12 protein-coding genes are annotated in these 11,654 nt (G+C 66.9%); 6 read left to right on the top strand and 6 right to left on the bottom strand.

The window, feature by feature from the left end:
- Positions 1-80: 80 nt before the first annotated feature.
- The gene (locus tag VFO93_RS02055; protein ID WP_325132644.1) at positions 81-893 is read right to left on the bottom strand and encodes a hypothetical protein; all 813 of its coding nucleotides are present in this window, start codon (positions 891-893) and stop codon (positions 81-83) included.
- Positions 894-1,054: 161 nt separating this feature from the next.
- Positions 1,055-2,467 (bottom strand): TlpA disulfide reductase family protein, encoded by a 1,413-nt coding sequence (locus VFO93_RS02050; protein WP_325132643.1) that lies wholly within the window; start codon positions 2,465-2,467, stop codon positions 1,055-1,057.
- A 181-nt stretch (positions 2,468-2,648) separates the two neighbouring features.
- Between VFO93_RS02050 and VFO93_RS02045 the strand changes: the two genes are divergently transcribed.
- From VFO93_RS02045 to VFO93_RS02030, 4 genes are all read left to right on the top strand, one after another.
- Positions 2,649-3,104, top strand: a complete 456-nt coding sequence (locus tag VFO93_RS02045; protein WP_325132642.1) for an ABA4-like family protein — start codon at positions 2,649-2,651, stop codon at positions 3,102-3,104.
- Positions 3,105-3,107: 3 nt separating this feature from the next.
- Positions 3,108-3,986 (top strand): hypothetical protein, encoded by an 879-nt coding sequence (locus tag VFO93_RS02040; RefSeq protein ID WP_325132641.1) that lies wholly within the window; start codon positions 3,108-3,110, stop codon positions 3,984-3,986.
- A gap of 51 nt (positions 3,987-4,037) precedes the next feature.
- The gene (locus VFO93_RS02035; RefSeq protein ID WP_325132640.1) at positions 4,038-5,057 is read left to right on the top strand and encodes a sensor histidine kinase; all 1,020 of its coding nucleotides are present in this window, start codon (positions 4,038-4,040) and stop codon (positions 5,055-5,057) included.
- A gap of 185 nt (positions 5,058-5,242) precedes the next feature.
- Positions 5,243-6,127, top strand: a complete 885-nt coding sequence (locus VFO93_RS02030) for a LytTR family DNA-binding domain-containing protein (RefSeq protein WP_325132639.1) — start codon at positions 5,243-5,245, stop codon at positions 6,125-6,127.
- On the opposite strand, the gene VFO93_RS02025 is transcribed toward VFO93_RS02030, so the two are convergent.
- Positions 6,124-6,561, bottom strand: coding sequence for a hypothetical protein (locus VFO93_RS02025; RefSeq protein WP_325132638.1), 438 nt, complete (start codon positions 6,559-6,561; stop codon positions 6,124-6,126). The two genes, VFO93_RS02030 and VFO93_RS02025, sit on opposite strands and share 4 nt — an antisense overlap.
- A 435-nt stretch (positions 6,562-6,996) precedes the next feature.
- Here VFO93_RS02025 and VFO93_RS02020 point away from each other — a divergent pair, with 435 nt between their 5' ends.
- Both VFO93_RS02020 and VFO93_RS02015 read left to right on the top strand, forming a co-directional pair.
- A complete protein-coding gene (locus VFO93_RS02020; RefSeq protein WP_325132637.1) occupies positions 6,997-7,164 on the top strand; it encodes a hypothetical protein in 168 nt (55 codons plus the stop codon).
- A gap of 216 nt (positions 7,165-7,380) precedes the next feature.
- Positions 7,381-8,406, top strand: a complete 1,026-nt coding sequence (locus VFO93_RS02015) for an alpha/beta hydrolase (protein WP_325132636.1) — start codon at positions 7,381-7,383, stop codon at positions 8,404-8,406.
- A 244-nt stretch (positions 8,407-8,650) separates the two neighbouring features.
- On the opposite strand, the gene VFO93_RS02010 is transcribed toward VFO93_RS02015, so the two are convergent.
- From VFO93_RS02010 to VFO93_RS02000, 3 genes are all read right to left on the bottom strand, one after another.
- Positions 8,651-9,496, bottom strand: a complete 846-nt coding sequence (locus tag VFO93_RS02010; RefSeq protein WP_325132635.1) for a LytTR family DNA-binding domain-containing protein — start codon at positions 9,494-9,496, stop codon at positions 8,651-8,653.
- 87 nt (positions 9,497-9,583) lie between these two features.
- Entirely contained in the window at positions 9,584-10,708 is a 1,125-nt protein-coding gene (locus VFO93_RS02005; protein WP_325132634.1) for a histidine kinase, read from the bottom strand.
- Positions 10,709-10,869: 161 nt separating this feature from the next.
- Positions 10,870-11,568, bottom strand: a complete 699-nt coding sequence (locus VFO93_RS02000; protein WP_325132633.1) for a hypothetical protein — start codon at positions 11,566-11,568, stop codon at positions 10,870-10,872.
- Between the last annotated feature and the right edge of the window lie 86 nt (positions 11,569-11,654).

The following is an 11,654-nucleotide window of genomic DNA, read 5'->3' as shown; positions in this document are numbered from 1 at the left end:
GCTTCGACTGCGCTGCGCTCCGCTCAGCATGACGACCGCACTCCCCACTCATCCACTCATCCACTCATCCAAAACCCCGCTCACCGATACACCTCTTGGTCGCCTTTGCTGCCGTAAAATTTGTCGCGGGTGTAGTTGTCGAGGCCGCGCACGCGCAGGCCGTCCTGCGTGAAGAGGCGCTCCTTGCCGCGCACCACCTTTAGCAGCGGGCCCAGCAGCACGTTGGCGCGCAGGTAAAATACCGGGCCGCTGAGCTCGCGCCGGATGATGGGAGCCACCAGCACCGGCTGCCGCCAGCCCGCGCCCGCGCCCAGCGCGGCCCAGCGGAAAAGCCGCATCTGGGCGGCCACCGAAGGCTCCACCAGCATCACGAAGTCGCGGGGTGTGCGGTCGTAGCGGCCGGTCGAGTCGTTGAGGTAGCGCACGTACACCGTGCCCAGGCCCAGCTGCATGTTGGCGCTGAGGCTCCAGCGCGAGTTTTGCAGCACCACGCCCTCGGCGTAGACGGCCAGGTAGCGAAAGCGCAGGTCGGCGTCGGCATCGTCGGCGGCATTGTCGGGCAGCGGCAGGCGCGTCGGGATGCCCGTGCTCAGGAAGTACACCGCCGCGCCCGTGCGCACGCGGCCGCGCCACTCCATGCCCAGCTTCAGGCCGTTGATGGTGCAGAGGCGGCCGTTCACAAACGAGTAGCGCGAGTCGTACTGCACTACCAGGCGGCGGTGCGAGAAGGGCGGCGCGGGGCGCTCCCAGGTGGTATCGCGGCGGGCTTTGCCGGTCGGTTTTTTAGGCAAGGTCGCCCGCACCGTGGCCGATTCTTCCTGCGCCCGCAGGCCGCGCGGCAGCCCCAAGGCCAGCAGCACCAGCAACCCGATAACGCGACAACAACTTGACACTGACACTAGAACTTAAAGGCACTCCGCCGCCCGATACGTGGTAGCCGCTACCACGTTGCCGGCTCAGCTTGTCTTAACAACGCTGGCCGGCGCTTTGTTAGTCTTCAGCTTTTGGCTGCTAGCTACTGGCTGTTGGCCCTCAGTAGACGGGAAGCCAATAGCTAACGGCCAACTAAAGCCTGCTCTATGGCCGCCGCCGCCCGCGTGCCCTCCGAAGGCCGCGGGGCCTGCATATCCACGATGCGCCCGGCCTTATCAAGGAGCCAGTAGGTCGGGAAGGTGTTGATTTGGTAATCGAAGGCGGTTTGCCCGTCCTTGGGCTGGCGCAGATGGATGGCATTGGCGCTCAGCAGGTTTCTGGCGACTAGCACCTTCTGCCATTTCTCCTCGGCATCGCCCACCGAGATGTAGACAAACACCACGTCGCGGCCCTCAAACTGCTTTTTCAGGGCGTGGCTGTACTCGTTCAGCTCCTTCATGCACGGCGGGCACCAGCTACCCCAGAAGTCGAGGTACACCACCTTGCCGCGCAGGTCGGCCAGGGTCACGGTGCGGCCGGTATGGTCTTGCAGCGCGAAGGCCGGGGCCGGCTGCCCCACGCCCAGGCGCGCGCGCTTGCCCACGATGGCGTGCAGGTTGCGCGCGTAGCTCGAATCCTGGTTGAGGCGCTTGAAGGTGGGGTAGGCCGCCAGCACGCCGGGCAGGTTTTCGTCCAGCTGCCCGCTCAGTAGCAAGAATAGCACCCTGTCGCGTAGCGCCGGGCTGCCCAGCTCGGTGCCCGCCAGCGCGTAGAGGCGCGCGGCGGTGGCCGGGTCGGCGTCGAGCTGGCCGGTGGGCAGCAGGCGCTGCTGGTAGCTCAGCAGCAGCTGGCCCACGTAGCCGCTGTTGGCCTGGCCGCGGCCGTCGTAGCCAGGGATTTCGGCTAGCGGCAGCGCCGCCAGAAAGTCGAAATACCCGGCCGGCAGCGGCCCCGCGCCCGGCGCGTGCGCGCGCCGGTAGCCCACGTAGTCGAGCAGCTGCGCGCCCCACGCCAGCGCGATGCCCACCGCCTGCTCGTGCCGAAACGCGGCCGGCAGCGGCGTGGCCTTATTGTATTCTTCCAGAAAAGCCAGCTGCCGCGCCCGAAACTCGTCGGCCAGCCGGCGCATTTCGGCCGGGGTGGTGGCGGGCGTGAGGCGGGCTTCGGGGCGCAGCGTGTCGGCGGCCGGGCCGTAGCGAAAGCGCCAGCTGGCGCGGGCCAGGTAGTTGTTGGGGCCGGCCCCGCGCCCGCTATATTTCAACGTTTGGTCGAAATCGGCGAAGTCCACCGTCAGGCGCACGTCGTCGCCGGGTTCCAGGTAGAGCGGGGCGTGCTGGCGGGCGTAGCGAAAATCGGCCGGCGCGGGCGCCGCCAGGTTCTTGATGGTCAACTTAAAGTCGCCGGTGGCGCTCAGCGCGGCGGCGTAGCGGCGGCCGGCGGCCAGCACGCGCACGCTGTCGCCGGCCGGGGCGTGGGCCAGGTGGCCGCTGAGCACGGTGGCGGGCGGCGCGGCAGCCGCCAGGCCGCCGAGAAGTAGAAACAACGAAAGCAACATACGCAACGGGTAACGGAAGAACTACGACAAAGTACGCCCCGCCGGGCCTGGTTGCCCTTGCTGCTTCACCCCTGCCAGGTGGCCGCTTCACCCGGCGCGGTGGGCGATTGGCCGGGTGGGCGCTGGCCACCGCAGGTAGCGCGGGCGTAGGTTTGAAGTAGCTATTCTTTTGCCCAACGCCATGACGCTCACTCCCGATTCTCTCTTTTCGTTGGCCAATGTGCTGGTGCTGCCGGCCTGGGCGCTGCTGGCTTTTGCGCCCGGCTGGCGCGGCACACGCGCGCTGGTGCTCAGCGGGCTGTGGCCTGGCCTGCTGGCGGTGGCGTATGCGGCGCTTATCGCCACGCACTACCTGGGGCCGCACGGGGCCGAGGGCAGCTTTAGCTCGCTGGCCGGGGTGGCGGCTTTTTTTCGCAATCCCTGGGGCTTGCTGGCGGGCTGGGTGCACTACCTGGCTTTTGACCTCTTTGTGGGGGCCTGGCAGGTGCGCGATGCCGCGCGCCGGCAGGTGCCGCACCTGGCGCTGGTGCCCGCGCTGGCGCTCACCTTGCTGTTTGGCCCGGTGGGGCTGCTGGTGTATTTCGGCGGGCGGGCGGCTTTCGGCCGGCCGGCGGCGGCTACTTCCTTTTCTTCCTAGCCAATGAAATTGCTTTTGCTTTCGCCCGCGCCCGCTTTGGCCGCGCCGGCCGCGCCGTTGGCTTTGGCCTCTACCCTTTCGCTGGGGCAGCGGGCGGGCAGGCTCTTGCAGCAGCTGCACCAGGGCAGCCCGGCGCTGGCCTGGGCGGGGTGGCTGCACGTGGGGCTGGCGCTGCTGGCGGCCGCGCTGCTTTTCTTCGACCCCCGCCTCCTCACTGGTGCGCCGGTGTGGGCCAAGCCCCTCAAGTTTGCCCTGGCCGACGGGCTATTCTGCTGGACGATGGCCGTGCTGCTGCTGGGTTTGCCGGCGGCGGCCCGGCCGGCAGTGGCCGCCATCGGTTGGGGCGTGGCCCTGAGCATGATGGTCGAAACGGTCATCATTTTCGTGCAGGCCGGGCGTGGGCAACCCTCGCACTACAACGTGTCGTCGGCGCTCAATGCCGCGCTGTTTGCCACGATGGGCATTTTTATCCTCGTCAACACCCTGTGCAGCCTGTGGGCGGTGTATGTGGTGTGGCGCTACCCGCTGCCCGGCCCGGCGGCCTACGGCTGGGGCGTGCGCCTGGGCTTGCCGCTGTCGGTGCTCGGCGCGCTGGTGGGCGGCCTCATGATTCGGCAGCTCGCCCACACCGTGGGCGCGCCCGATGGCGGCCCCGGCCTGCCGGGCCTGGGCTGGAGCACCCGCGCCGGCGATGTGCGCGCCGCGCACTTCCTGGGGCTGCACGCCGTGCAGGCCCTGCCCCTGCTGGGCTGGGCGCTGGGGCGCGGGGTGCCAGCCTCGGCCACGGTCCTCACGTGGCTGGGCGCGGGGCTGTACCTGGCCGCCGCTGCCGCCCTGCTGGCGCAGGCGCTGGCCGGGCAGCCGCTGTGGCGGGGCCGCTAGGTGGTAGTGCCTTGCTTGCCCCCGGCGGCCCGGCGGCCGACCTTTGCCGGCATGGGCAAACACAAGCCGCTGGTGGCGGGCATTCTGATACTAGCGGCGCTGGAGCTGCTGCCGCGCGGCATCCTGGCGCAGCCGCCGGGCGCGGCCTGGGTGGGCGGCTACGCGGTGTCGCTGCTCTTTACGGCGGTGCTGTGGCTGGGCAATGTGTGGCTGTGGCGGCGCGGCGTGGCCCGCTGGCCGCTGGCCCCGGCCACCGCCCGCCGGCTGTGGTGGCAGGCCGCCGCCAGCCTGGCTTATACCCTGCTGGCCACGGTAGTGCTGGGCGCGGGGCTGGCGTGGGCGCTGCGCTGGCCCTACGCGCCGGGCCGGGTGCTGCCCGAAACCGGCCTCAACCTGGTTTCGACGCTCGTGGTGCTGCTCATCTACGAGGCGCGCCACACCTTCGGGCAGTGGCAGGTGAACCTGCGCCGCGCCGACCAGCTCACTCAGGCGCAGACCCAGGCCCAGCTCGACGCCCTCACGCAGCAGCTCGACCCGCACTTTCTGTTTAATTCGCTCAACACGCTGGCCGCCCTCATCGAGCCCACCAACGCCGCCGCCCAGCAGTACCTAGAGGGCCTCGCCGACCTCTACCGCTACGTGCTCCTGAGCCGCGAGCGCCCCACCGTACCCCTGGCCGACGAACTGGTATTGGTAAAAACCTACGTGGCCTTGCAGCAGGTGCGCTTCGGGGCCAAGGTGCACGTCACCTACGACCTGGCCCCCGCCGCCCTCGCCCGGCGCGTGGCCCCCCTCAGCGTGCAAACGCTGCTCGAGAATGCCCTCAAGCACAATGAGGCCTCTCAGGCGCGCCCCCTGCACGTGCAGGTGCGCGCCACCCCCGACGCCCTCACCGTGGCCAATACCTACCAGCCGCGCCTCGCCGGGCTGGCTCCTGGCCTGGGCACCGGCCTGGCCAGCGTGCGCCGCCGCTACGCGCTGCTGGGCGCGCCCGGCCCGGTAGTGGTGGCGCAGGCGGCCGGCGAGTTCACGGTCACGCTGCCGCTGCTGCCGGGCGAGGAGGAGTTTTGAGTTCTGAATTTTGAGTTCTGATTTGGTGAGGTGTGCGCCTCAACTGCAAAGCTCATCGGCTGGCGCGCAGCTATTTCGGGGAGTGCATATTTAGGCGAGCGCCTCACCTGCAAAACCCACCGGGCGGCTCCCATTGCCCACTCCACCCAACTCAAAACTCAACACTCAGAACTCAAAACTCTCCCATGACCATTCTGCTGCTCGAAGACGAAGACCCGGCCGCCGCCCGCCTGCGGCAGCTGCTGGCCCAGGCCGCCCCCGAGGCCCGCGTGCTGGCCGTGCTCGATACCGTGGCCGGCGCGCTGGCCTGGCTGGCCGCCCACCCCGCCCCCGACCTCATCCTGAGCGATATTCAGCTGGCCGACGGCCTCAGCTTCGACGTCTTTACTAGGGCCGTGGTGCGCAGCCCCGTCATTTTCACCACCGCCTACGACCAGTACGCCATCCGGGCCTTCGAGGCCAACAGCATCGCCTACCTGCTCAAGCCCGTGAAGCTGCCCGAGCTGGCCAAGGCGCTGGCCAAGTGGCGGCAGTGGCCGGCCGGCCCGGCGGGCAGTGAAGAGGTAGGAGTGAAGAGTGAAGAGTTAACGGTTTTGCGCACCGCGCCGGAAGCAGTAGGCGAAGCCGCGCAAGCGGAGAGCGAAAAGCTACGGCTTTTGAGCACCGAGCTGCTCGCTATGCTAACTCAAAACTTAGAACTCAAAACTCAGAACTCAACTTACAAGGCGCGCTTTCTGGTGCGGCAGGGCGAGGCGCTGCTGCCGCTGCCCGCCGCCGAGGCGGCGTGGTTTCAGAGCCGGCACGAGACGACCACGCTGGCCACCTTCGACGGCCGCCGCTTCGTGGTCGACTATACCCTGGAGCAGCTGGAGGCGCTGCTCGACCCGGCGCAGTTTTTCCGGCTCACCCGGCAGGTGCTGGCGCAGCTGCCGGCCGTGCGCCGGCTGGTGCCGCACCTGGGCGGCAAGCTGCTGGCCGAGCTTAGCCCCGCCCTGCCCACCGGCACCGAGGCCCTGGTGAGCAAGGAAAAAGCCGCGCCCCTGCGGCGCTGGCTCGAGGGCCTGGCTTAGCCGGCCGGGTCCTGGGCTTGCTGCTGCGCCAGCCAGGCGAGGGCGGCGGCCTCGCTGTTGAAAAACGCGGGCTGCACATCGTGGCCGGCCAGGTTGTGCCGCACGTTCTGAATGCCCGCTTGGGCGATATGCTCGTTTTGCTCGTCCGCTATCAAGTAGGCGATAGACAGGGGCTTAATTAGAGCCGCCTGGGCCAGGGGCGCAAACTCGGTGTTCATCCAGTGCCGGAAGCTGGGGGTGGGCCAGCTGCGCGCCCGAATGTCGAGCAGCCACCAGCGGCAGTAGCCGTGGGCTTCGGCCGTGGCCATTAGCTCGGCGTAGTGCGCGTAGAGGTCGGCGTCGGGCACGGTGCCGTGCCAGCGGGCAAGTAAGCAGTGCGTGGCATTCTCATAGGAAAAGGTGAAAGTGTAGATTGGGGTGTGATAAGTAGGCATTCAGAGCGAGGAAGGTAAAGTAATGGTCCGCTACGCTATTCCGGTCCGGTTTAGTTCCGAATAACCTCGGCAGCGCGCAGCCCGCGCGCCGGATAAGCCGGAGGTTATCGAAAAAAAGTAGCGCAGGCACGATAGCTGAAACGGGTAGTTTTCCCCAAAATTATCCTGCCGCGCTGCTATCATAATACTAAACTTGCTCTATACGTCTATTTTTCAAGTCCACCAGCCTGGTTAGGTGCTGGCACTGAGGCAATACAGCCCAGGCATTAGCCTTTTTTCCAACCATCCGTTTTCCAGGCCCTCGCTCACCCAAACTATAAGCTGCAACGTGTCGTCGCTCAACGACAGCGAGCTGCTCAAGTACGCCCTCACCCTGCTGGCCGGCGTGCCCGGCGTGGCCGATGCTACCCTGCTGGTGCAGCGCTAGGCACGGCCGTGGCCAACTCGGCCAAGGGCGACATGGCCGAGCGCCTGCTACGCAACGACCTGTGCCCCAAGGCAGACAAGCTACTGCGCGCCTGGAGCGACTACGCCACCACCGCCCCCCCCACCCGACAGTTCCCCGCTGTGAGCAGCAGTCCATTTCAACCGCGCCAAGGCTGAGCGCTCGGCCCGCACGCCCTTGGTGGCCCCACCAAGCTCATCGCCATCGATGTTGGTAGCTGCAATGAACAGCAACTATTAAGCGCCGCAAAGCGGCACCCTGGCGGGGGGGGGCACCGCTTTGCGGCGCTTTTCTTTCTATGCTACTGGCTTTGGCTACCAACATGCCGCCGCTTCGCGGCTACATTTAGGGCCGGGGATGGCCCGGCCTTTTTTATGCGTATTTCTTTTCTCTGTTTGCTGTGCGCGGCGCTGGCCGCCGCCCCTGCCGCCCCGGCGCTGGCCCAGGTGGCCCCGCCGCCCGCCGCGCCAGCGGCGGCCGGGGAGCTGCCGGCCCTGCCGCTGCCGCCCGATACTTCTTTCACGGTGCATAGCGCGCTGGCGAAGGTCAAAAAGCAGTTTCCCGGTAGCACTATCGCGCGGCCGGCGGTGCCGGCCGGCGTGCGCGTGGCCCTGAGCCAGCCCTACTGCACCCGGGGCGCGCACACCTTGCTGGCCGATGTGTGCCGGCCCGCCAAGAAGCGGCGCGGCGGCTACCCGGCCGTGGTGTTTGTGCATGGCGGCGGCTGGGGCTCGGGCCACCGGCAGCAGCATTTGCCCATGGCGCAGCAGCTCGCGGGCCGGGGCTACGTGTGCGTGCTGCCCGAGTATCGCCTCGCCACCGAGGCGCGCTACCCCGCCGCCGTGCTCGACGTGAAAGCGGCCATCCGCTGGGCGCGCGCCCACGCCAAAACCTACAACATCGATACCAGCCGCGTGGCGGTGTGGGGCTTTTCGGCCGGGGGGCAGCTGGCGGCGCTGGTGGCCACCACGCCCGGCCTGCCAGCCCTCACGGAAGCCGCCGCGCCCGGCGCGCCCACCACGCGGGTGCAGGCCCTGGTAGATGTCGATGGCACGCTGGCCTTCACGCACCCCGAGTCGGGCGAGGGCGACGACAGCAAGCGCCTCTCGGCGGCTACGCTGTGGCTGGGTGCGCCCCGCACCGCGCAGCCGGCGCTGTGGCAGCAGGCCGGCGCGCTCAGCCACGTGGGGGCGGGCGCGCCGCCCACGCTGTTCCTCAACAGCAGCGTGGCGCGCATGCACGCCGGGCGCGACGACTTTATGCGCCAGCTCACGGCCTTCGGCATCTACCACGAGGTGCACACCTTTGCCGACGCGCCGCACGTGTTTCCGCTGCTCACGCCCTGGTTTCAGCCCACGCTGGACTACACGGCGGCGTTTCTGGCGCGTGTTTTCCATTGATTCTTATCTAACCTACCATGGCCCCCGGTGGCAGCCAGCCCCGTAGGGGCGACCCGTCGGTAGGAATACACTCGTTTATAGTGCCAGAGCCCCGTAGGGGCGACCCAATCAACTGGTTGGGTCGCCCCTACGGGGCTTCGTTTACTTTATTATTGCCAATTACTACCGACGGGTCGCCCCTACGGGGCTGGCTGCCACCGGGGGCCACAATGAGCTAACTCAAAACTCAGCACTCAAAACTCTTTCACCTATCCAGCCAGCTCTTGAATACGCTCACTTTTTCGCGGCTCACCAGCACGGGGCCTTCGCTTTCGGGCGGGGCGGGCTTGAGCACGGTTTGCAGGCGCGAGTTGGCGTAGTGAATGATGTCGGCAATGGCGGCCTGCCGGGCCAGGTAGGCGCGGTTGAGGCGGAAGAACTGTTGCGGGTCGAGCAGATTCTCCAATTGCTCCATCGAGTAGTCGACTACGTACTTGCGGCCGTCGGTGCTTTGCAAGAGGGTAGCTTTTTCGAGGCTGAAAAAGTACGCCACCTGCTCTACGGGTACTACTTTGAGGTGCTCGCCTACGCGCACCACAAACTGCGCCTTGTAGCTAGCCTGGGGCGCGGGCTGGCGCAGCTGCTGCACCAGCGCGACCAGCGTAGCGGCATCCAAGGCGGGCGCAGGTTCGGGAACTTTTGTACTAGAAACGGCACCTTTTGTACCAATCTCGGGCGTGGGCGCGGCGGCCCCCAGCCGCGCCCGCAGCTTGGTGAGGGCGGCGCGCAATTCCTCCTCATCAATGGGCTTGAGCAAGTAGTCAACGCTGTTGACCTTGAAGGCGCGCAGCGCGTACTGGTCGTAGGCGGTGGTAAAAATGACCGGGCAGCGGATTTCTACCTGCTCAAACAGCTCGAAGCTAAGCCCATCGGCCAGGTGAATGTCCAGAAACAGCACGTCGGGCGCGGGGCCGGCTTGCAGCAAGGCCACGGCTTGCGCCACCGACTCGGCCACGCCCAGAATGGTGAGAGGGTCGGCCTGCTTTTGCAGCAGGCCCGTGAGGCGGCGGGCGGCGAGGGGCTCGTCTTCGACGAGAATAGCGGTGAGCATGGGCAAAAAGTAGGGTAAGCTTTAGCTTGCCAGCGCCAGCCACCCGCGAGAATAGTAGTGCAAACGTAAGGCAAGCTAAAGCTTACCCTACAACTCCAGCAGCGGCAGCACTACCACAAACTCGGCCCCTACCGGGCCGGCCGCCAGGGGCAGGCTGGTGAGAAAACCGTAGCGGGCGCGCAGGTTATCGAGGCCCCGGCCCGAGGTTTCCTCCGGGGCGAGGCGGCGGGGGCGCAGAGTATTGCGCACGGTGAGGGTGCGGGCGGCGGCATCCACGGCCACGCGCAGGCGCAGGGGGTCGGCCTGGTAGGCGGTGTTGTGCTTGAGGGCGTTTTCGAGCAGCAGCTGCAAGGCCAGCGGCGGCAGGTAGAGGCCGGCGAGCGCGGCGGGCGGCGGCAGGTTTAGTTCTACGTGCAGGGCCTCGTCGAGCCGGGTTTTTTGGAGGAAGATGTACGACTCGGCAAACTGAAGCTCGTCGGCCAGCGGCACGAGCTCCTGGCTTTGACTGTCGAGCACGTAGCGGTACACCTGCGAGAGCTGCCGGATGAAGCGCACCGCCCGGGCGGGGTCGTGCTCTTCGACCAAGCTAGTGAGGGCGTTGAGCGAATTGAACAAAAAGTGCGGGTCTACCTGCCGGCGCAGCGAGTCGAGGCGGGCCACGGCGGTTTCCTTTTCCAGGCGCTCGGCACGCACGGTGGCTTCGCGCCAGGCCATGAGGAAAGAGCGCGAATGCAGGAACAAGGAGATGACGACCGTGAACAGCAGCGGAAACGCCGCCTGCGCCACGAAGTTGTGCCGGAGCGTAGAGCCCAGCGGGCGGTGCCACAGCAGCACCGCAAAGCCCTCGCTCACGCCCACTATCACCAGCAGCGAGGCCAGCATCGAGATGCCCACCGTCAGCAACAGCCGGCGCAGCGGGTGCTTGTCCCACCCCACCCGGAAATTGAGCAGGCTGGCCGTGTAGCCATTGGCCAGCCACAGCCCGATGAAGTAGCAGTAGGAATAAGCCAGCGAAATGGCGTAGCCCTTGGGGTCTTGCCAGGGCGGCGGCGAGTAAAACAGCGCTATCAGCGGGCACACGAAAACCAGCCCTATTATCTGCCGCCGCAGCGCCTGCTTTTGCTGACTATGCGCCTCGGCCGGAGCATTTTTTTCGCAGAATTCGGAAGCGGCCGTGGGCATGGGCGTAGCAGAAGATACCAGAGTAGACACGGCAAGCTAGTAGCGAAGGGTAAAAGTGGGTAGCACCGAGCGTAAAATGGTGGATTTCTATCCGAAAGTGAGAGTTCTCGGCAAAAAGACTATAGTTTCAGCCGGGGGGGTGTAGTGTTTTTGCGCGAAACTCTACACTTTTTATGGGGCTTGGCCGCCGGCTACTTGGTGGCCGCCGCCACGTCGTACTGCTTGAGGCGGCCCAGCAGCTGGCGCTCGCCCCAGTTGGGAGCCAGCGCGGAGGCTGGCCGGAAGGCTGCGAATTTAGCTTTGGCCTCTTCGTACAAGGGCTTGGCGGCCTCGGCCCCGCCGCCAAACATGCTGGGCGTGTAGTACACATTGTTGGCCCCCACGAGGTAGGGCCGGGGGTTGGCGGGGTTGGCCTTTTTGGCCTGGGCAATGGTTTCGGTCACCAGGCGCGAGTACTTCATGCTGCGCATCATGGGCGAGATGCCGAGGCGCGCCTGGTAGATATACGCCTGCAAGGTCAGCAACTCCGACTCGTCGCCGTGCAGCTGGCGGGCTTTGGCCAGGGCGGCTTCGGCCTGGTCGAGGGCGGCGTCTTTCTGGTCGTCGCTTTCCTTGCTTTGGAACACGTGAATGAGCAGCGCGTAGCCCTGGTAGTAGCGGGGCAGCCAGTCGGCGGGGGCTACGGTGGCGGCGCGCTCCAGCTTGGCGGCGAGCGCCTTGAGGGTGGCCGCGTCGCCGGTGCTCATCACCTCTTTGATGGTAGCGCCGAGCAGGTCGGCGTAGCCGGTGGGCGCTGCGGCGGCAGCCGGGGCCGGGGCGGCGGGCGTGGTCTGGGCGGCGGCGGCAAGGCTGAGAGCGGCGAGGGCGAGGGTGAAGAAGGACTTTTTCATGGTACGTTTTTGGAGGGATGAAGTGAAGAAGTGAGGAAGCTGGCTGGTTTGTTGACTCAAAATTGGCGGGGCAGGCAGGGGGTAGA

The sequence above is a fragment of the Hymenobacter sp. genome (genome assembly GCF_035709525.1).
Classification (GTDB): Bacteria; Bacteroidota; Bacteroidia; order Cytophagales; family Hymenobacteraceae; genus Hymenobacter.
Note: the sequence above shows the minus strand (reverse complement) of the source record. Positions and strands in the feature narration are given on the sequence as shown.

Coding starts and splice junctions, on each gene's coding strand:
- VFO93_RS02050 (WP_325132643.1), bottom strand. CDS start 2,467: ATGTTGCTTTCGTTGTTTCTACTTCTCGGCGGCCTGGCGGCTGCCGCG.
- VFO93_RS02045 (WP_325132642.1), top strand. CDS start 2,649: ATGACGCTCACTCCCGATTCTCTCTTTTCGTTGGCCAATGTGCTGGTG.
- VFO93_RS02040 (WP_325132641.1), top strand. CDS start 3,108: ATGAAATTGCTTTTGCTTTCGCCCGCGCCCGCTTTGGCCGCGCCGGCC.
- VFO93_RS02035 (WP_325132640.1), top strand. CDS start 4,038: ATGGGCAAACACAAGCCGCTGGTGGCGGGCATTCTGATACTAGCGGCG.
- VFO93_RS02030 (WP_325132639.1), top strand. CDS start 5,243: ATGACCATTCTGCTGCTCGAAGACGAAGACCCGGCCGCCGCCCGCCTG.
- VFO93_RS02025 (WP_325132638.1), bottom strand. CDS start 6,561: ATGCCTACTTATCACACCCCAATCTACACTTTCACCTTTTCCTATGAG.
- VFO93_RS02015 (WP_325132636.1), top strand. CDS start 7,381: ATGCGTATTTCTTTTCTCTGTTTGCTGTGCGCGGCGCTGGCCGCCGCC.
- VFO93_RS02010 (WP_325132635.1), bottom strand. CDS start 9,496: ATGCTCACCGCTATTCTCGTCGAAGACGAGCCCCTCGCCGCCCGCCGC.
- VFO93_RS02000 (WP_325132633.1), bottom strand. CDS start 11,568: ATGAAAAAGTCCTTCTTCACCCTCGCCCTCGCCGCTCTCAGCCTTGCC.